The organism is Pseudomonas sp. IT-P100, from assembly GCF_949767185.1.
Classification (GTDB): Bacteria; Pseudomonadota; Gammaproteobacteria; order Pseudomonadales; family Pseudomonadaceae; genus Aquipseudomonas; species Aquipseudomonas fluorescens_B.
In genome coordinates this window covers 170,807-190,061 of the sequence record NZ_CATKQK010000044.1, presented here as the reverse complement: position 1 = coordinate 190,061, position 19,255 = coordinate 170,807, and the positions used below count along the sequence as shown (strand labels likewise).

Sequence of the window (19,255 nt, the reverse complement as noted above, 5' to 3'; positions counted from 1 at the left end):
TTGGCTGCCAAGAAAAAACCTGCACCCAAGCGTGGCGCCAGCCGTTACCAAGCTCCTGCAAAGCAACCGATTCCGGGCTGGCTGTGGATGGCCATCGGCCTGACGGTCGGCGCGTTCATTGTGTTCCTGATGAAGCTGGAACCGGGCAAGGGTAGCGAGAGCGTCAAGCGCGAGAAGATCGAGCAGCAGAAAGCCAGCAAGATCGCCGAGGCCAACAAGACCCCGCCGAGCCCGACGCAACCGGTGAAGCCGAAGTACGACTTCTACACCCTGCTGCCGGAATCGGAAGTGATCGTGCCGCCGGATGCCGTGCCGGAGAAAACGCCGCCGACGCCGGCTGTACCGACCACGCCGGTCACACCAGCGGAAGCGGCGAAGATCGACACTGCGCGCGCTCAAGCGGCATTGGCCGGCATCACCCCGCCACCGCCGCCACCCGTGGCCAAGGCCGCGCCGGTGACCAAGTTTTTCCTGCAGGCCGGCTCGTTCCGCAAGGAAGCCGATGCCGACAAGGTGCGTGCGCAGATCATCTTGCTCGGTCAGGCGGTGGCGGTTGAATCCGGCACGGTCAAAGACGAGACCTGGTATCGCGTTTTGGTTGGACCGTTCAGCAACCGCGAACAACTGACCACCGCGCAGAAGCAACTGGCCGGCGCGGGCTTCAGCAACCTGTTGTTACAACAACGCCAGAACCGCTGATTCCCCCGGGACACAACCTGCTTTGTGGCGAGGGAGCTTGCTCCCGCTGGAGTGCGAAGCGCTCCCAATTCAGCCATCGCGGCTTATAGACAAACCGCGATGGCCGGATTTACGACTGCTTCGCAGCCGAGCGGGAGCAAGCTCCCTCGCCACAGGTATTCGCTCCAAGCCTTTTTTGCGAGCTGCACACCGCTCGTCCCCCGGCATACCCCGCAGTTGAAAAACGCTCCACCACCCCCATATGAGTTGGCATAAGGCATTTTCGCCCCGCTGCGTGGAGACTCTCCCTTGACCACCATCGTTTCAGTTCGCCGCCACGGCAAAGTCGTCATGGGCGGCGACGGCCAGGTTTCTCTCGGCAATACCGTGATGAAAGGCAACGCGAAGAAAGTTCGTCGCCTTTACCACGGCCAGGTTATCGCCGGTTTTGCCGGGGCCACCGCTGACGCCTTCACCCTCTTCGAGCGCTTCGAAGGCCAGCTCGAGAAACATCAAGGTCACCTGGTTCGCGCCGCCGTCGAACTCGCCAAAGAATGGCGCACCGACCGCTCCCTCAGCCGCCTCGAAGCCATGCTCGCGGTCGCCAACAAAGACGCGTCCCTGATCATCACCGGCAACGGCGACGTGGTCGAACCCGAAGAAGGCCTGATCGCCATGGGTTCCGGTGGCGGTTACGCCCAGGCTGCCGCCAGCGCGCTGCTGAAGAAAACCGATCTGTCCGCCCGCGAAATCGTCGAAACCGCGCTCGGCATCGCCGGCGACATCTGCGTATTCACCAACCACACCTTCACCATTGAGGAGCAGGACCTCGCCGAGTAAGCCTGTTCCGGCCTTAGCGCCACGGCTCACTTTTGCTTGAGGACCGCCAATTACTATGTCCATGACTCCCCGTGAAATCGTCCACGAACTCAATCGCCACATCATCGGCCAGGACGATGCCAAGCGCGCCGTCGCCATCGCGCTGCGCAACCGCTGGCGCCGGATGCAGCTGCCGGAAGAACTGCGCGTTGAAGTCACACCCAAGAACATCCTGATGATCGGCCCGACCGGTGTCGGTAAAACCGAGATCGCCCGTCGCCTGGCCAAACTGGCCAACGCGCCGTTCATCAAGGTCGAAGCGACCAAGTTCACCGAGGTCGGCTACGTCGGTCGCGACGTCGAGTCGATCATTCGTGATCTGGCTGACGCCGCTATCAAGCTGCTGCGCGAACAGGAAATGACCAAGGTTCGCCACCGCGCCGAAGACGCCGCGGAAGAGCGCATCCTCGACGCCCTGCTGCCACCGGCGCGCATGGGTTTCAGCAACGATGACACCCCGTCGGCCGACTCCAACACCCGCCAGCTGTTCCGCAAGCGCCTGCGCGAAGGTCAGCTGGATGACAAGGAGATCGAAATCGAAGTCGCCGAAGTGGCCGGCGTCGATATCTCCGCGCCACCGGGCATGGAAGAAATGACCAACCAGCTGCAAAGCCTGTTCGCCAACATGGGCAAGGGCAAACGCAAGAGCCGCAAGCTTAAGGTCAAGGAAGCGCTGAAGCTGGTGCGCGACGAAGAAGCCAGCCGCCTGGTCAACGATGAAGAGTTGAAGGCCAAGGCGCTGGAAGCGGTCGAGCAGCACGGCATTGTGTTCATCGACGAAATCGACAAGGTGGCCAAGCGCGGTAACTCCGGTGGCGTCGATGTGTCTCGTGAAGGCGTACAGCGCGACCTGCTGCCGCTGATCGAAGGCTGCACCGTCAACACCAAACTGGGCATGGTCAAGACCGACCACATCCTGTTCATCGCTTCCGGCGCATTCCACTTGAGCAAGCCGAGCGATCTGGTGCCTGAGTTGCAAGGTCGTCTGCCGATCCGTGTCGAGCTGAAAGCGCTGACACCGGAAGATTTCGAACGCATTCTCAGCGAGCCGCACGCGTCCCTCACCGAGCAATATTGCGCACTGCTGAAAACCGAAGGCCTGGCCATCGAGTTCCAGCCGGACGGCATCAAGCGCATCGCCGAGATCGCCTGGCAGGTCAACGAGAAGACCGAGAACATCGGTGCCCGTCGCCTGCACACCTTGCTTGAGCGACTGCTCGAAGAGGTGTCGTTCAGCGCCGGTGACCTGGCCAGCGCCCACGACGGCAAGGTGATCCTGATCGACGCCGACTACGTCAACAGCCACCTGGGCGAATTGGCGCAGAACGAAGACCTGTCCCGTTATATCCTGTAAGCAACATTCTGTGTGAGCGGGCTCCTGTGGCGAGGGAGCTCGCTCCCGCTGGGTCGCGAAGCGGCCCCGAATTCGGCGAATGCTGCCTGTCAGCAAAACCCGTTCGCCGGATTTACGACTGCTGCGCAGCCGAGCGGGAGCAAGCTCCCTCGCCACAGGATCACCCGCCACCCTCAAGACGGATGACCGGCCCATGACGACCCAACTCCCCACCGACATCAAGCTGCACAAAGCCTCGAAAACCCTGTCGCTGAAATACGCGTCCGGCGAGGAGCATCACCTGCCCGCCGAGTTCTTGCGCGTGCACTCTCCTTCCGCCGAGGTCCAGGGCCACGGCAAACCTATCCTGCAATTTGGCAAGATCGGCGTAGGCCTGACCAAGGTAGAACCGGCCGGTCAGTACGCACTGAAATTGACCTTCGACGATGGCCACGACAGCGGCCTGTTCACCTGGGATTACTTGTACCAGTTGGGCGTGCGTCAGGAGGATCTCTGGAACGATTATCTTGCCGAACTGAAAGCGGCCGGAAAGACCCGCGACCCGAACGAGTCTGTCGTCAAGCTGATGCTCTAGCCCAGGCTTCTTGCGCTTTAGAGGGCATTTTCTAATTTCATCTGTTTGAATGCTTGGCCGCGAGGCCAGTCATTGGCCTGCTTGCGAAAAAAATTAAACTCGGGTAACCAATGGAGCTGGCAAGTTCCCTGCAGTGCTCTCTGCGAACAAAAAAGCAGCGATGCAGAATTAACGGTCACCCGAGCAGTAGTACCTGGCATTGGCTGTGTACCTACACAGCTGGACCCTGGTACTCGTCTCAGGACAATGGAGCGTCGTAGATGAGTAACAAGAATAACGATGACTTGAAGTATCAGGCCTCGGAAAACACCCTGGGGCTGAATCCTGTCGTTGGGCTGCGTGGAAAGGATCTACTGGCTTCTGCTCGAATGGTGCTCAGGCAGGCCATCCGGCAACCGATTCATAGCGCCAGGCATGTCGCTCATTTCGGCCTTGAACTCAAGAACGTGCTCTTCGGCAAGTCCGAGCTGCAACCCACCAGCGATGACCGTCGCTTCCACGATCCGGCCTGGAGCCAGAACCCGCTCTACAAACGTTATCTGCAAACTTACCTGGCGTGGCGCAAGGAACTCCACGACTGGATCGACGACAGCAACCTCGGGCCCAAGGATGTGGCACGCGGGCATTTCGTGATCAACCTCATGACCGAGGCCATGGCCCCGACCAACAGTGCGGCCAACCCGGCGGCGGTCAAACGTTTCTTCGAAACCGGTGGCAAGAGCCTGCTCGACGGCCTCTCGCACCTGGCCAAGGATCTGGTGCACAACGGCGGTATGCCGAGCCAGGTCAACATGGGCGCGTTCGAAGTCGGCAAGAGCCTGGGCGTGACCGAAGGCGCCGTGGTCTTTCGCAACGACGTGCTGGAGCTGATCCAGTACCGGCCGACCACCGAGCAGGTGCACGAGCGCCCCTTGCTGGTGGTGCCGCCGCAGATCAACAAGTTCTATGTATTCGACCTGAGCCCGGACAAAAGCCTGGCGCGTTTTTGCCTGCGCAATCACGTGCAGACTTTCATCGTCAGCTGGCGCAACCCGACCAAGGAGCAACGCGAGTGGGGTCTTTCGACCTACATCGAAGCGCTCAAGGAAGCGGTCGACGTGGTCACCGCGATCACCGGCAGCAAAGACGTGAACATGCTCGGCGCCTGCTCGGGCGGCATCACCTGCACCGCGCTGCTGGGCCACTACGCCGCGATCGGCGAGAAGAAGGTCAACGCCCTCACCTTGCTGGTGAGCGTGCTGGACACCACCCTGGACAGCGACGTGGCCCTGTTCGTCGACGAGCAGACCCTCGAAGCCGCCAAGCGTCATTCCTATCAGGCCGGTGTGCTGGAAGGCCGTGACATGGCGAAGGTGTTCGCCTGGATGCGGCCCAACGATCTGATCTGGAACTACTGGGTCAACAACTACCTGCTCGGCAACGAGCCGCCGGTGTTCGACATTCTGTTCTGGAACAACGACACCACACGGTTGCCCGCCGCATTCCACGGCGACCTGATCGAGATGTTCAAAAACAACCCGCTGATTCGTCCGGACGCACTGGAAGTGTGCGGCACGCCGATTGATCTGAAACAGGTCACGGCGGACATCTATTCCCTGGCCGGCACCAACGACCACATCACCCCGTGGAAGTCCTGCTACAAATCGGCGCAACTGTTCGGTGGCAAGGTTGAGTTCGTGTTGTCCAGCAGCGGGCATATCCAGAGCATTCTGAACCCGCCGGGCAACCCGAAATCACGTTACATGACCAGCACCGAGATGCCGGTGAAGGCCGAGGACTGGCAGGAAAATTCCACCAAGCACACCGATTCCTGGTGGCTGCACTGGCAGGCCTGGCAAGCGGAACGTTCGGGCGAACTGAAAAAAGCTCCGACAAAACTGGGCAACAAGGCTTACCCCGCGGGTGAAGCTGCACCAGGCACTTACGTACATGAGCGGTAAATGACACACCCTGATCCGCTGCAGGAGCGGAGCCTGCTCAGCGCCTGCAGCGGATCGGGATAATTAACCCACAGGGCTTGAAGCATGCCGCAACCGTTCATTTTTCGTACCGTCGACCTGGATGGCCAGACCCTCCGCACGGCGGTACGCCCCGGCAAGCCTCACTTGACGCCCTTGCTGATTTTCAATGGCATCGGCGCCAACCTGGAGCTGGTGTTTCCGTTCGTCGCGGCGTTGGACCCGGACCTCGAAGTCATCGCTTTCGATGTCCCGGGTGTTGGCGGCTCGTCGACACCGAACCGGCCGTATCGTTTTCCGGGCCTGGCCAAACTCACGGCACGGATGCTCGATTATCTCGATTACGGGCAAGTCAACGTGATCGGTGTGTCGTGGGGCGGCGCCCTCGCCCAGCAGTTTGCCTACGACTATCCCGAGCGCTGCAAAAAACTGGTGCTGGCGGCGACGGCGGCAGGTGCGGTGATGGTGCCGGGCAAGCCGAAAGTGCTGTGGATGATGGCCAGTCCACGGCGCTACATCCAGCCCTCTCACGTGATTCGCATTGCGCCAATGATCTACGGCGGCTCGTTCCGACGCGATCCGACACTCGCCGCCAGCCATGCGGCAAAGGTGCGTTCGGCCGGCAAGCTCGGTTACTACTGGCAGCTGTTCGCCGGCCTCGGCTGGACCAGCATTCACTGGCTGCACAAGATCAACCAGCCGACGCTGGTGCTGGCAGGTGACGATGATCCTCTGATCCCGCTGATCAACATGCGCATGCTGGCCTGGCGGATTCCCAATGCTCAGTTGCACATCATCGATGACGGGCATCTGTTCCTGATCACCCGCGCCGAGGCCGTGGCGCCGATCATCATGAAATTCCTCGAGGAAGAACGGCAGCGCGCCGTGATGCATCCGCATCCGGCGCCATTGGGCGGTTAGCCGACTCATCGTCGGTCGGCAGGACGCCGCGCCGCGCAACAACCCGTTACAGCGTCTATGGTGTTCTGGTTCGGTGTATTTGTTTTAGGCCTGAAGACGAAGGAGTGTTGATTCATGCGCGAAAAACCAACGAAGGAGTTTCTGCCCACTCCCGCCGCGTTCATCAACGCACAGAGTGCGATTACCGGCCTGCGTGGTCGGGATCTGCTGTCAACCCTGCGCAGTGTTGCCGCCCATGGTTTGCGCAACCCGGTGCACAGCGCCCGACACGCCTTGAAGCTGGGCGGTCAATTGGGGCGGGTGTTGCTGGGCGAAACCCTGCACCCGACCAACCCGCATGACAGTCGCTTCGCCGACCCGGCCTGGAGCCTCAATCCGTTTTATCGCCGCAGCCTGCAGGCGTACCTGAGTTGGCAGAAGCAGGTCAAAAGCTGGATCGACGAAAGCAACATGAACCCGGACGATCGCGCCCGCGCCCACTTCGCGTTCGCCTTGCTCAACGATGCGGTGTCACCGTCCAACACCCTGCTCAATCCGCTGGCGATCAAGGAGATCTTCAACTCCGGCGGCAACAGCCTGGTGCGCGGCATCGGTCATCTGGTCGATGATTTCCTGCACAACGACGGCCTGCCCAGGCAAGTCACCAAGCAGGCGTTCGAGGTCGGCAAAACGGTCGCCACCACCACCGGCTCCGTGGTGTTTCGCAATGAGCTGCTGGAGCTGATCCAGTACAAGCCGATGAGCGAGAAGCAGTATTCCAAACCGCTGCTGGTGGTGCCGCCACAGATCAACAAGTACTACATTTTCGACCTGAGCCCGAGCAACAGCTTCGTTCAGTTTGCCCTGAAAAACGGCCTGCAGACCTTCATGATCAGTTGGCGCAACCCGGATGTGCGTCATCGCGAATGGGGCCTATCGACGTACGTCGAAGCCGTCGAAGAAGCGATGAATGTGTGCCGGGCGATTACCGGTGCCCGGGACGTGAATCTGATGGGCGCTTGCGCTGGCGGGCTGACCATCGCCGCGCTGCAAGGCCATTTGCAAGCCAAACGACAGTTGCGCAGGGTATCCAGCGCAACCTATCTGGTGAGCCTGCTCGACAGTCAGATGGAGAGCCCCGCGACCCTGTTCGCCGACGAACAGACACTGGAAGCGGCCAAGCGTCGGTCATATCAGAAAGGCGTACTGGATGGCCGCGACATGGCCAAGGTCTTCGCCTGGATGCGCCCCAACGATTTGATCTGGAGCTACTTCGTCAACAACTACCTGCTGGGCAAGGAGCCGCCGGCGTTCGACATTCTCTACTGGAACAACGACAACACGCGTCTGCCGGCGGCCTTTCACGGTGACCTGCTGGACTTCTTCAAGCACAACCCGCTGAGTCATCCAGGGGGTCTTGAAGTGTGCGGCACGCCGATCGATTTGCAGAAAGTCACGGTCGACAGCTTCAGCGTGGCCGGCATCAACGACCACATCACCCCATGGGATGCCGTGTACCGCTCGACCCTGCTGCTGGGTGGCGAGCGGCGCTTCTTGCTGTCCAACAGCGGGCATGTGCAGAGCATCCTCAACCCGCCTTCCAACCCGAAAGCCAACTTCATCGAAAGCACAAAACTGAGCGGCGATCCCCGGGCCTGGTATTACGACGCCAAACAAGTCGACGGCAGTTGGTGGACGCAGTGGCTGGGCTGGATCCAGGAACGCTCGGGCACACAGAAAGAAACCCACATGGCGCTCGGCAACCAGAATTATCCACCGATGGAGGCAGCACCCGGTACTTACGTGCGCGTGCGCTGACGCTCAACACACCACGGCCGGCATCGACCGTGGCATGACCTGATCATTAAGAAGACTGGATGAAAACCCGCGACCGGATCCTCGAATGTGCCCTGCAGTTGTTTAACCAGAAGGGCGAACCGAACGTCTCCACCATGGAAGTTGCCAACGAAATGGGCATCAGCCCGGGCAACCTCTACTACCACTTCCACGGCAAGGAACCGCTGATTCTCGGGTTGTTCGAACGTTTCCAGGCGGAACTCGCGCCGCTGCTCGATCCGCCGTCCGACGTGGAACTGGCCCCTGAAGACTATTGGCTGTTTCTGCATTTGATCGTAGAGCGCCTGGCTCATTACCGGTTTCTGTTCCAGGACCTGTCGAACCTCGCCGGGCGGTTGCCGAAACTGGCCAAAGGAATACGCAATCTGCTCAATGCACTGAAGCGCACGCTGGCTTCATTGCTGGCGCGGCTGAAGGCTCAAGGGCTGTTGGTCAGCGACACGCAGGCGCTGGGGCAACTGGTGGAGCAGATCACCATGACGCTGCTGTTCTCGCTGGACTATCAGCGGATTCTGGATCGTGAGGGTGAAGTGAGACTGGTGGTGTACCAGATCATGATGCTGGTGGCGCCGCATCTGCTGCCGCCGATCAAGGTTGCGACTGAACAGCTGGCGCTGCAATACCTCGAAGAACACGAATAACCCCCGAACACCGCGGCCCCTGTGGGAGCCAGCCTGCTAGCTCCCACAGGGGTCGCGGTGTTTGCAGAATCGTGCACAAACAAAAACGCCCGGCCTTTACAGGCCGGGCGTTTTTTTGAGCCCTGGAATCAGGACTGACTGGTTGGCGTCGATGGAGCTGGCGCAGCAGTCGGGGTTGCAGCAGGGGTCGGCGCGGAAGCGGAGTTCGATGCGCTTACAGTCGACGGGGTTGCCGGTTTGGCGGCAGCCACTGCTGGTTTGGGTGCAGCGGCTTTCGGCGCTGCCGGTTTTTTCACTGCTGGCTTCTTCGCTGCGGCAGGTTTTGCCGCTGGCTTGGTTGCCGGTTTGGCGGCTGCGGTTTTCGCTGCAGGCTTGGCGGCTGGTTTAGCTGCGGCTTTGGCGGCGACCGGTTTGGCCGCTGGCTTGGCTGCGGCAGGTTTGGCAGCAGCCGTTTTGGCAGCAGGCTTGGCCGCTGCTTTTGCAGCGGGTTTGGCAGCCGGTTTAGCGGCTGCTTTTGCCAGTGGCTTGGCAGCCGTTTTAGCAGCAGGTTTGGCCGCTGCGGTTTTCGCCGCAACAGGCGCAACCTTGGCACCGGTGAGTCGTTCGATTTGCTTGGTCAGGGTATCGACCTTGCTGTGCAGCGCTTTCACTTCATTACGGCTTGGTACGCCCAGACGCGAAATGGCGCTGTTCAGGCGCTTGTCGAAAGCGCCTTCCAGCTCATCCCACTTGCCCAGCGCACGATCTTTCACGCCACTGATGCGCGACTTGGCCGAGGAAGCGGAGTCCTTGACGTCGTCGACTTTTTTGCCAACTGCGTTCTTGGTGAGCTTTTCGGCTTTCTCGCCGTCTTTGACCAATGCATCGAAGAGCTTGCTGCCGTCAGTGTCGATCTTCGAGTACACGCCTAAACCAGCCAGCCAGATTTTGCGGGAGTAGTCTTCGACTTTCCCAATCCACGAGCTGCCTTCTTTTTCGGTGTTCTTTTTACCAGCCATCCCGTTCTCCTTAAGATTTACGCGCGACGCGTTCGAGCAATGCCGTCAGCTCATCGAGCTTAGCAGAGAGTGTCTCAACGTCATGTTTAGACGGAATGCCGATACGATTCAAGGCACTTGCAACACGCGAGTCGAAAGCCTTCTCGACCTTGTCGAGTTGAAGTTCGACCTTGCCTTTGAATGTGCTCACTTCACTCTTGGCTTCATCGATCTCGGCGTTAGCGGCTTCAAGTTTCTCGGAGACTACTTTTTTGCCTTTGGTTTCAACGGTTTGACCCGCTTTTACCAGCTCTTGAAAATACTCGCTGCCCTCTTGGCCGACCTTGGTGTAGGCACCCAGGCCTGCCAGCCAGATCTTGCGGGCATAGGATTTGACGTCGCTCAGAGCGGTTGTCGAAGCGTCGATTTTTTTCTTCAAAATAACTTTGGCCATGGTGCACCTCACGCGCAGAAGGTTTGAGGAACTGCCCGCGAAAGTGTCGGGCTCAGGCACAAAGTAGGGAGAAAAATTAGAAACGGCACCCTAACAACTGACATAAACAGGTGCTGCATGACCGAGATCAATTGTGGCGAGGGCGCTTGCTCCCGCTCGACTGCGCAGCAGTCGCAAACTGGCGAACCGAATGTCCCTGAGAATATGCAGTGCCAGTGTTGGGGGCGCTTCGCACCCCAGCGGGAGCAAGCTCCCTCGCCACAGGTATAGGCTCGATCTCAGGCGAGGGCTTTATCGAGGGCCTTTTCGATTTCCGATTTGATCATGCCGCTCATGGCCGACATCATCAGGCCCAACTCCACATCGACGCGGATCGAATCTTCGCTGACATGCACTGCGCCTTTCACCCCGGAACGCTTGAGGTTCAGGGTATCGCCAGACCACTGCGGCTCCAGGCCATATTGATCGGACAGCTTCTGCGCCAACTGGTCGGCCTTCTCGCGGGCCGCTTCCTTGCCCAGGCCGTGGGCACGCTCAACACTAATACGGGCCATCGAATGACTCCTGCTTTATGGATACTTTCCTGAAGCATCTTGACCGCTGCTGCGGCAAAACGTCCCGGCGGTTGCCTATCTTACCTTCAGCCTTGCCAAGACAAAGCAGGCCACCGGGATTAGAATGTCCCGCATTCTCTTCTGGTGACAGCGATATGACTGATCAGCGCAAAGGCAGCGATGCCGAACCCACCACTCACTTCGGTTTCAAAAACGTTCCGGAAAGCCAAAAAGCGGAAAAAGTCGCTGAGGTTTTCCACTCGGTAGCCGCCAAGTACGACTTGATGAACGACCTCCTGTCGGGCGGCATGCACCGCTTGTGGAAGCGTTTCGCAATCGAGCTGTCGGGCGTGCGCACCGGCAACCGCGTGCTGGACATCGCCGGTGGCACCGGCGACCTGACCAAGAAATTCTCGCACCTCGTGGGCCCGACCGGCCAGGTGGTGTTGGCCGACATCAACGAATCCATGCTCAAGGTCGGTCGTGACCGCCTGCTGGATCTCGGCGTGGCCGGCAACGTCGAATTCGTCCAGGCCGATGCTGAAAAGCTGCCGTTCCCGGACAACCACTTCGACTGCGTGACCATCGCTTTCGGCCTGCGCAACGTCACGCATAAAGAAGACGCCCTGCGCTCGATGCTGCGTGTACTCAAGCCGGGTGGCCGTTTGCTGGTGCTGGAGTTCTCCAAACCGACCAACGCGCTGATGTCCAAGGCTTACGACGCCTACTCGTTCGCCTTCATGCCACTGATGGGCAAGCTGATCACCAACGACTCGGAAAGCTATCGCTACCTGGCCGAATCGATCCGCATGCACCCGAACCAGGAAACCCTGAAGTCGATGATGGTCGAGGCCGGTTTCGATCGCGTGACCTATCACAACATGACCGCAGGCATCGTCGCCCTGCACCGCGGCATCAAACCCTGATGCTGCTGGCCGGCCTGCTCGCCAGCGTTGAACTCGGTCTGAACCGGGTGCTGCGTCTCGACAGCACGGCGCTGCCGCGGCTGGCGCATTTGAGCGGCAAGGTGATTGCCGTCGACTGCCGCAGCCCGGCGCTGCAACTGTTCATTTTGCCCAGCGACGAAGGCTTGATGCTGGCCTCACACTGGGAAACCGGTGCCGACTGCACCTTGCGTGCACCGGCCTCCAGCCTGTTGAAACTGGCGATGAGCAAGGACAAGACCTCGGTCCTGCATGGCCCTGAAGTTGAACTCGACGGTGACAGCGGCGTGTTGCTGGAACTGGCGGCGATCCTTCAGGACCTCGAGCTGGACTGGGAGTACGAACTCTCGCGCTGGCTCGGCCCCGTCGCCACGTCCCTGCTCGGCGGTCACCTGCGCAGCCGCGCACGCTGGTATCAGCAAGGGTTCGCCAGCCTCAATCAGAACCTGGGCGAATACCTGGCCGAAGAATCGCGCACCCTCGTCGGTCAGCGCGAAGCCGAAGCCGGTTTCAGTGAACTGGACCAGATCAAACTCGATCTGGAACGTCTCGAGGCGCGTTTCGAGCGCCTTTCCCGATCCCTCGACCCAAGCGATAACGCATGAAGCTGCTTGCCGTCCGCCGTTTGTTGCGCATCCAGCGCGTTGTGATTCGCTACCGCCTCGATGACCTGCTGTTCGCCCTGCCGCTGCCGTGGTTTCTGCTGGCGCTGCGCTACGCCTTGCCGTGGCGCTGGTTCCCGCGCAAGACGCTGGACCTGAGCCGTGGCGCGCGATTGCGCCTGGCGCTGCAGGACCTGGGGCCGATTTTCATCAAGTTCGGGCAGATCCTGTCCACCCGCCGCGACCTGCTGCCGGAAGACATCGCCGACGAGCTGATGAAGCTGCAGGACCGCGTGCCGCCGTTCGATTCGCAAGTGTCGATCAAGCTGATCGAAGAACAGCTCGGCAAGAAAATCAGTGAAGTGTTCAGCCGCTTTGACGTCGAACCGCTGGCTTCCGCTTCGGTGGCGCAGGTGCATGCCGCGCAGCTGAAAACCGGTGAAGAGGTCGTCGTCAAAGTCATCCGCCCGGGCCTGAAGCCGATCATCGCCCAGGACCTGGCGTGGTTGTTCATCCTCGCCCGCGCAGCGGAAAAGCTCTCGGCCGATGCACGCCTGCTGCACCCGGTGGACGTGGTCAGCGACTACGAAAAAACCATCTACGACGAACTCGACCTGCTGCGCGAGGCTGCCAACGCCAGCCAGTTGAAACGCAACTTCGATGGCTCGCCGTTGCTGTACGTGCCGCAAGTCTATTGGGACTGGTGCCGGCCGAAAGTGCTGGTGATGGAACGCATCTACGGGATTCAGGTGACCGATCTGGCGACCCTCGCCGATCAACGCACCGACATGAAAATGCTCGCCGAGCGCGGCGTGGAAATTTTCTTCACCCAGGTGTTCCGCGACAGTTTCTTCCACGCCGACATGCACCCCGGCAACATCTTCGTCAGCACCGTCAACCCGTGGAGCCCGCAATACATTGCGATCGACTGCGGCATCGTCGGCAGCCTGACCCCGGAAGACCAGGATTACCTGGCGCGCAACCTGTTCGCGTTCTTCAAGCGTGATTACCGTCGTGTGGCGCAACTGCACATCGATTCGGGCTGGGTGCCGGCGGAAACCAAACTCAACGAATTCGAAGCGGCGATCCGCACGGTGTGCGAGCCAATCTTCGAAAAACCGTTAAAAGATATTTCATTCGGCCAAGTGCTGATGCGCCTGTTCCAGACCGCTCGACGCTTCAACATGGAAGTGCAGCCGCAGCTGGTGCTGCTGCAAAAAACCTTGTTGAACATCGAAGGCCTGGGCCGTCAGTTGTACCCGGACCTCGATTTGTGGAATACCGCCCAACCGTTCCTCGAACGCTGGATGCGTGAACGCGTCAGCCCCAAGGCCTTGCTCGGCAACGTGCAGAGCCAGTTCGAGCAACTGCCGCACCTGGCCAACATGGCGCGTGATCTGCTCGAGCGCATGTCCCAGCCCCACGCCTACGACCCGCCGCCACCGTGGCATCGGCGCCGGGACGACTGGTTCCTGCGGCTGCTCGGCACAGCCCATCTGGCCGGCGGCGCAATACTCGCCGTTGGCGGGCCGCTGAATGAACTGGCTTACTGGCCGGCCGGGATCATGATGGCCGTCGGTTTGTATCTGGTCGTTCGCCGATAGCCAGTTGTGTGATCCACTGGCACACTGTTTGAACGTTGGGCCCTGCTAATGAAGTGCGGGGCCCGCTGTCGGAGTCGAAGATGAAAAACTGGCTGGACGAGATCAAGTGGGACGCCGATGGCCTGGTGCCGGCAATTGCCCAGGATCACAAGACCGGGCGCGTCCTGATGATGGCCTGGATGAACCGTGAAGCGCTGGAACTGACCGCTGCCGAAAACCGTGCCATTTACTGGTCACGTTCCCGTGGCAAGCTGTGGCGCAAGGGCGAAGAGTCCGGTCACGTGCAAACCCTGCATGAGATGCGCCTCGACTGTGACGCCGACGTGATCATCCTGATGGTCGAGCAGATCGGCGACATTGCCTGCCATACCGGCCGTCAAAGCTGCTTCTACCGCGTCTTCGAGAACGGCGACTGGATAACCGTCGATCCGGTCCTGAAAGACCCGCACGCTATCTATTGCGCAGGACACACCCATGAGTGACACCCTGACCCGACTGGCCGAGGTACTGGAAGAGCGCAAAGGCGCCGCCGCCGACAGCTCGTATGTCGCCAGCCTGTACCACAAGGGCTTGAACAAGATTCTGGAAAAAGTCGGCGAAGAGTCGGTCGAGACCATCATTGCCGCCAAGGACGCCGCCATCAGCGGTGACTGCAGCGACGTGATCTACGAGACCGCCGACCTTTGGTTCCACAGCATGGTCATGCTTGCCCAACTGGGGCAGCATCCACAGGCTGTACTCGATGAACTGGACCGTCGTTTCGGTCTGTCCGGACACGCCGAGAAAGCCTCGCGCCCGTCCGCCTGAACAATTATTAGAGAGGAGCAGCAACATGGGCATTTTTGACTGGAAACACTGGATCGTCATCCTGGTTGTTGTCGTTCTGGTGTTCGGCACCAAGAAACTGAAAAACCTCGGCACTGACGTGGGCGAGTCGATCAAGGGCTTTCGCAAAGCCATGAACGATGAAGACAAGCCGGTTGACCCGACTGTGACCCCGGCCCAACCGGTGCCACCGGTTCAGCCACAGACCACACAGTCCGTGAACCAGCCGCACACCATCGACGTGCAGGCGCAAAAAGTCGAAGAGCCGATCCGCAAAGACGTGTGAGCACTGACTAATGTTTGGTATCAGCTTCTCTGAACTGCTGCTCGTCGGCCTCGTGGCCCTGCTGGTGCTGGGCCCCGAACGTCTGCCGGGGGCTGCGCGCACGGCCGGCCTGTGGGTCGGGCGCCTGAAGCGCAGCTTCAACGCGATCAAACAGGAAGTTGAACGTGAAATCGGTGCCGACGAGATTCGTCGGCAACTGCACAACGAGCACATCCTGTCGCTGGAGCAGGAGGCACGGAAAATCTTCACGCCGACCCAGCAGGAGGCTACGCCGGTTCAGCCGGTTGAACCTGTGGCGGAGCAGACGATTCATGCACCGATTGCAGAAGCTGCACCTGTCGCGGCACCAACGGAAACGGTGAAAACTGTTGAACCGGCAGCGGCTGTCGCATCCGTAGAACCTGTTGCTCCTGCCGCCGCGCCGACAACGCCGGCCCCTCACGACACCACTTTGCCGCCGCGAGTCTCATGAGCGATCTCCCAGAAAACGACCAGCACATGCCGCTGGTTTCGCACCTCACCGAGTTGCGTACCCGTCTGCTGCGCTGCGTAGCGGCGATCTTCATCATCTTCGCCGGGTTGTTCGCCTTCACCCAGCAGATCTACACCTTCGTCTCGACACCGTTGCGCCAGTACCTGCCGGTGGGCGCGACGATGATCGCCACCGACGTGTCGTCGCCGTTTTTAACGCCACTGAAGCTGACCATGATGGTGTCGCTGTTCCTGGCAATCCCGGTGATCCTGCATCAGATCTGGGGCTTCATTGCGCCGGGCTTGTACAAACATGAAAAACGCATCGCCGTGCCTTTGCTGGTGTCGAGCATCATGCTGTTTTACGCCGGCATGGCGTTCGCCTACTACCTGGTGTTCCCGCTGATCTTCAAATTCTTCGCCGCCGCCACCCCGGCCGGCGTGGAGATGATGACCGACATCAGCAGCTACCTCGATTTCGTCATGACGCTGTTCTTCGCCTTCGGTGTGGCGTTCGAGATCCCGGTGGCCGTGGTGCTGCTGGTCTGGATCGGCGTGGTCGACGTCAAATACCTGAAGAAAATCCGCCCGTACGTGATCATTGGCTGCTTCGTGGTCGGCATGATCCTGACGCCACCGGACATTTTCTCGCAGACGCTACTGGCCGTACCGATGTGGCTGCTGTTTGAAATCGGCATCCTGTTCGGCGGCCTGATCAGCAAGCGCGGCGACCACCCGGACGACCAACCGGTCGACGATCACAACGACCAGCCGCCAGCGACCCAAGCGTGAACCTGCTGCTCCTCGAAGAGGCCGATTTCATTGCGGCCGACCGAGTGGTCCTGCGCGATCGCCGGTTGACTCACATGCAGGAAGTTCACCGCTGTGAAGTGGGTGACAGCCTGCGCGTCGGGCGTATCGGCGGCCTGATGGGTTCGGCCGAAGTGCTGCGTCTGGACAGCGATGAAGCCGAACTGCGCGTCACCCTCGACCAACCACCACCGGCCAAGCTGCCGCTGACCCTGGTATTGGCGCTGCCGCGGCCCAAAATGCTCCGTCGGGTGTTTCAGACCGTGGCGGCCATGGGTGTGCCGCGAATCGTGCTGGTAAACAGCTACCGCGTCGAGAAGAGCTTCTGGCAGACCCAGTTTCTCGAACCTGAAGCGATTCGCGAGCAACTGATCCTCGGCCTCGAGCAGGCAAGAGATAGCGTGTTGCCTGAAATTGTCATCGAAAAACGCTTCAAACCGTTCGTCGAAGATCGACTGCCCGCGATCACCGAAGGCACCCTCGGCCTGGTCGGTCACCCCGGCAATTACCCGCCCTGCCCCCGCGGCCTGGACGAACCGGTGACCCTGGCCATCGGCCCGGAAGGCGGCTGGATTCCCTACGAAATCGATTTACTCGGCAAATCCGGCCTGCAACCAGTGCAGCTCGGCGAGCGCATCCTGCGCGTAGAGACTGCCGTCACTGCGTTGCTTGCACGCCTGTTCTAATCCGGTCCCCCGAGCTTCGCTCCAAACCCCGTGGCGAGGGAGCTTGCTCACGCTTGGGCGCGAAGCGGCCACCGTATTGAATCCCCAATATCGCGGCGACTGTTTTACGCCGGCTGCGCCGCCGAGCGGGAGCAAGCTCCCTCGTCACAGGTTAACCAAGCCAAACTCGTGCTGCGCCTACAGATTTCCGCCCGCCAGCCGATACACCTCCCATAAAACCAACTTGTGGTCCGTGGGAGTTGCAGCATGTACCGATGGCTAGCCGAGAAACTGGGGAACGTCAGCGTCAATCGCAAACTGGGTGTCGGCTTCGGTCTGGTGCTGCTTCTGACGGTGTTGATCACCGCTACCGGCTGGACAGGCCTGGGTAATGTGATCAGTCGCGGCGACAAGCTGGGATTCATTTCCAGCCTCAATGAGCTGACCAAGGATTTGCGCCTGGCCCGTCTGGATTACGAGATGCGCCGCGGCGAACAAGGTCCGGGCGCCGTCAACGACCTGCTCGGCCAACTCGATACCGGACTGAAAACCGCGCGCACGTTGATCGAACAACCGGCCGACGTAGCGATGATCGACCAGCAATTGACCGCCGTCAGCGAATATAAACTAGCCTTCGCCGCCATGACCCAGGCCGGCGCCAGCCGCGAAGACGCTCGCAGCAAACTCGGCGCCAACGCCGACAACGCTGTGGCGCGAGTCACTGAAGTCGAGAAGTCCCTGCTGCAAGGCGACAACGTGGCTGACTTCAACAACGTGGTAGAAGTCAGCAAGCTGCTGCAACAAGCCCGCTATCAGGTTCGCGGCTACACCTATAGTGGCAAGGCCGATGCCGAACAACCGGCGCTGGATGCCATCGCCAACGCGCTGAACAGCCTCGAAAGCCTTCCATCGAAACTGCCGCAGCAGCACACCGCCAATCTGCAACAGGCCAGCGAAGCGCTCAAAGCCTACCGAGCCGCGGTCACTCAGTTCCGTGACTCGCAGGTTGCGACGGCTGATGCCCTGAAACGCATGGCCGCGCAAGGCGACATCCTGCTCGGGGTCAGCAAGAAACTCACCGCCTCACAAACCGTCGTGCGTGACACCGATGCGGCACACGCCAGGAACATGCTGTTGCTGGCCACTTCCCTGGCGCTGGTCTTCGGCCTCTTCGCGGCGTGGGCGATCACACGGCAGATCGTCATTCCGTTGAGCCAGACACTGAAAGTGGCCGAGCGCATTGCCGCCGGCGACTTGACCCACAACCTCGTTTCCGAGCGCCACGATGAACTCGGTCAACTCCAGCGCGCCATGCAGAACATGACCCTGGGCCTGCGCGAATTGATCGGCGGCATCAGCGATGGCGTTACGCAAATCGCCAGCGCTGCCGAAGAACTGTCCGCAGTGACCGAGCAGACCAGCGCCGGGGTCAACAGCCAGAAGGTCGAGACCGACCAAGTGGCGACCGCGATGAACGAAATGACCGCCACCGTGCAGGAAGTCGCGCGTAACGCCGAAGAGGCCTCTGAAGCGGCTCTGGCCGCTGATCAGCAGGCCCGCGAAGGTGACAAGGTCGTTGGCGAAGCCATCGCGCAGATCGAGCGCCTGGCCCTGGAAGTCGGCAACTCCACCGAAGCCATGGGTCACCTGAAACGCGAAAGCGACAAGATCGGCAGCGTGCTCGACGTGATCAAATCCGTGGCCCAGCAAACCAACCTGCTGGCGCTCAACGCCGCGATCGAAGCCGCCCGCGCCGGTGAAGCAGGGCGTGGTTTCGCGGTGGTCGCCGACGAGGTCCGCAGCCTGGCCCAACGCACCCAGAAGTCCACCGAAGAAATCGAAGAGCTGATCGTCGGTCTGCAAAGCGGCACCCAGCAAGTCGCGACCATCATGGACAACAGCCGCAGCCTGACCGACAGCAGCGTCGAACTGACCCGCCGTGCCGGTGGCTCACTGGAAAGCATCACCCGCACCGTGTCGGCGATCCAGTCGATGAACCAGCAGATCGCCGCAGCGGCCGAACAGCAGAGCACGGTAGCCGAAGAGATCAACCGTAGCGTGCTGAACGTGCGCGATGTGTCCGAGCAGACCTCGGCCGCCAGTGAAGAGACCGCAGCCTCCAGTGTCGAGTTGGCGCGGCTGGGGACGCATTTGCAGATGCTGGTGGGCAGGTTCAAGGTTTGAGGTGATGTGCATGCCTCGGTCCGCTTGGAACCGAGTTG

General features: G+C 60.5%; 21 protein-coding genes and 1 pseudogene. 19 read left to right on the top strand and 3 right to left on the bottom strand.

Features of this window, described 5'->3' with window-relative positions:
• The 8 genes from ACM6IQ_RS23145 to ACM6IQ_RS23110 all read left to right on the top strand — a co-directional run bounded on the left by ACM6IQ_RS23145 (position 1) and on the right by ACM6IQ_RS23110 (position 8,841).
• Positions 1–699: an SPOR domain-containing protein gene (locus ACM6IQ_RS23145; protein ID WP_017336113.1), complete on the top strand. Its 699-nt coding sequence runs from the start codon at positions 1–3 to the stop codon at positions 697–699.
• Positions 700–987: 288 nt separating this feature from the next.
• A complete protein-coding gene (hslV, locus tag ACM6IQ_RS23140; RefSeq protein WP_007899242.1) occupies positions 988–1,518 on the top strand; it encodes an ATP-dependent protease subunit HslV in 531 nt (176 codons plus the stop codon).
• A 55-nt stretch (positions 1,519–1,573) separates the two neighbouring features.
• Positions 1,574–2,911: an ATP-dependent protease ATPase subunit HslU gene (gene hslU / locus ACM6IQ_RS23135; RefSeq protein ID WP_017336112.1), complete on the top strand. Its 1,338-nt coding sequence runs from the start codon at positions 1,574–1,576 to the stop codon at positions 2,909–2,911.
• Positions 2,912–3,104: 193 nt separating this feature from the next.
• Positions 3,105–3,485, top strand: a complete 381-nt coding sequence (locus tag ACM6IQ_RS23130; protein ID WP_017336111.1) for a gamma-butyrobetaine hydroxylase-like domain-containing protein — start codon at positions 3,105–3,107, stop codon at positions 3,483–3,485.
• A 260-nt stretch (positions 3,486–3,745) separates the two neighbouring features.
• Positions 3,746–5,425 carry a class II poly(R)-hydroxyalkanoic acid synthase gene (gene phaC / locus ACM6IQ_RS23125; RefSeq protein ID WP_414879939.1) on the top strand — a complete coding sequence of 560 codons (1,680 nt, stop codon included), beginning with the start codon at positions 3,746–3,748 and terminating at the stop codon, positions 5,423–5,425.
• Between the two features lie 84 nt (positions 5,426–5,509).
• Positions 5,510–6,364 carry a poly(3-hydroxyalkanoate) depolymerase gene (gene phaZ, locus ACM6IQ_RS23120; protein WP_010464458.1) on the top strand — a complete coding sequence of 285 codons (855 nt, stop codon included), beginning with the start codon at positions 5,510–5,512 and terminating at the stop codon, positions 6,362–6,364.
• Positions 6,365–6,478: 114 nt separating this feature from the next.
• Positions 6,479–8,161 carry a class II poly(R)-hydroxyalkanoic acid synthase gene (gene phaC, locus ACM6IQ_RS23115; RefSeq protein WP_017336108.1) on the top strand — a complete coding sequence of 561 codons (1,683 nt, stop codon included), beginning with the start codon at positions 6,479–6,481 and terminating at the stop codon, positions 8,159–8,161.
• 59 nt (positions 8,162–8,220) lie between these two features.
• The gene (locus tag ACM6IQ_RS23110; protein ID WP_017336107.1) at positions 8,221–8,841 is read left to right on the top strand and encodes a TetR/AcrR family transcriptional regulator; all 621 of its coding nucleotides are present in this window, start codon (positions 8,221–8,223) and stop codon (positions 8,839–8,841) included.
• Positions 8,842–8,969: 128 nt separating this feature from the next.
• On the opposite strand, the gene ACM6IQ_RS23105 is transcribed toward ACM6IQ_RS23110, so the two are convergent.
• The 3 genes from ACM6IQ_RS23105 to ACM6IQ_RS23095 all read right to left on the bottom strand — a co-directional run bounded on the left by ACM6IQ_RS23105 (position 8,970) and on the right by ACM6IQ_RS23095 (position 10,826).
• On the bottom strand, positions 8,970–9,839 hold the full coding sequence (locus ACM6IQ_RS23105) for a phasin family protein (protein WP_414879938.1): 870 nt from the start codon (positions 9,837–9,839) through the stop codon (positions 8,970–8,972).
• Positions 9,840–9,849: 10 nt separating this feature from the next.
• A complete protein-coding gene (locus ACM6IQ_RS23100) occupies positions 9,850–10,272 on the bottom strand; it encodes a phasin family protein (RefSeq protein WP_017336105.1) in 423 nt (140 codons plus the stop codon).
• A gap of 278 nt (positions 10,273–10,550) precedes the next feature.
• Positions 10,551–10,826 (bottom strand): polyhydroxyalkanoic acid system family protein, encoded by a 276-nt coding sequence (locus tag ACM6IQ_RS23095; protein WP_017336104.1) that lies wholly within the window; start codon positions 10,824–10,826, stop codon positions 10,551–10,553.
• Between the two features lie 155 nt (positions 10,827–10,981).
• Between ACM6IQ_RS23095 and ubiE the strand changes: the two genes are divergently transcribed.
• From ubiE to ACM6IQ_RS23040, 11 genes and pseudogenes are all read left to right on the top strand, one after another.
• Positions 10,982–11,752, top strand: a complete 771-nt coding sequence (gene ubiE, locus ACM6IQ_RS23090; protein WP_007948968.1) for a bifunctional demethylmenaquinone methyltransferase/2-methoxy-6-polyprenyl-1,4-benzoquinol methylase UbiE — start codon at positions 10,982–10,984, stop codon at positions 11,750–11,752.
• Positions 11,752–12,375, top strand: a complete 624-nt coding sequence (locus tag ACM6IQ_RS23085; RefSeq protein ID WP_414879937.1) for an SCP2 domain-containing protein — start codon at positions 11,752–11,754, stop codon at positions 12,373–12,375. The genes ubiE and ACM6IQ_RS23085 overlap by 1 nt, the downstream gene beginning before the upstream one ends.
• Positions 12,372–13,976, top strand: coding sequence for a ubiquinone biosynthesis regulatory protein kinase UbiB (ubiB, locus tag ACM6IQ_RS23080; RefSeq protein WP_253435196.1), 1,605 nt, complete (start codon positions 12,372–12,374; stop codon positions 13,974–13,976). The genes ACM6IQ_RS23085 and ubiB overlap by 4 nt, the downstream gene beginning before the upstream one ends.
• Before the next feature lie 80 nt (positions 13,977–14,056).
• Positions 14,057–14,458 carry a phosphoribosyl-AMP cyclohydrolase gene (hisI, locus tag ACM6IQ_RS23075; protein WP_414879936.1) on the top strand — a complete coding sequence of 134 codons (402 nt, stop codon included), beginning with the start codon at positions 14,057–14,059 and terminating at the stop codon, positions 14,456–14,458.
• Positions 14,451–14,783 (top strand): phosphoribosyl-ATP diphosphatase, encoded by a 333-nt coding sequence (locus tag ACM6IQ_RS23070; protein ID WP_008047820.1) that lies wholly within the window; start codon positions 14,451–14,453, stop codon positions 14,781–14,783. Before hisI ends, ACM6IQ_RS23070 begins: the two co-directional genes overlap by 8 nt.
• Positions 14,784–14,808: 25 nt before the next feature.
• Positions 14,809–15,087: a twin-arginine translocase TatA/TatE family subunit gene (locus tag ACM6IQ_RS23065; protein WP_017336100.1), complete on the top strand. Its 279-nt coding sequence runs from the start codon at positions 14,809–14,811 to the stop codon at positions 15,085–15,087.
• A 10-nt stretch (positions 15,088–15,097) separates the two neighbouring features.
• Entirely contained in the window at positions 15,098–15,559 is a 462-nt protein-coding gene (gene tatB / locus ACM6IQ_RS23060) for a Sec-independent protein translocase protein TatB (protein ID WP_017336099.1), read from the top strand.
• The gene (gene tatC, locus ACM6IQ_RS23055; protein WP_008025235.1) at positions 15,556–16,350 is read left to right on the top strand and encodes a twin-arginine translocase subunit TatC; all 795 of its coding nucleotides are present in this window, start codon (positions 15,556–15,558) and stop codon (positions 16,348–16,350) included. The genes tatB and tatC overlap by 4 nt, the downstream gene beginning before the upstream one ends.
• Positions 16,347–17,054, top strand: coding sequence for a 16S rRNA (uracil(1498)-N(3))-methyltransferase (locus ACM6IQ_RS23050; RefSeq protein ID WP_414879935.1), 708 nt, complete (start codon positions 16,347–16,349; stop codon positions 17,052–17,054). The genes tatC and ACM6IQ_RS23050 overlap by 4 nt, the downstream gene beginning before the upstream one ends.
• A 246-nt stretch (positions 17,055–17,300) precedes the next feature.
• A pseudogene (locus ACM6IQ_RS23045) lies at positions 17,301–18,359 on the top strand (methyl-accepting chemotaxis protein); the annotation flags it as partial.
• Positions 18,345–19,217: a methyl-accepting chemotaxis protein gene (locus tag ACM6IQ_RS23040; RefSeq protein WP_414879991.1), complete on the top strand. Its 873-nt coding sequence runs from the start codon at positions 18,345–18,347 to the stop codon at positions 19,215–19,217. The pseudogene ACM6IQ_RS23045 and the gene ACM6IQ_RS23040, both read left to right, overlap by 15 nt.
• Positions 19,218–19,255 lie beyond the last annotated feature (38 nt).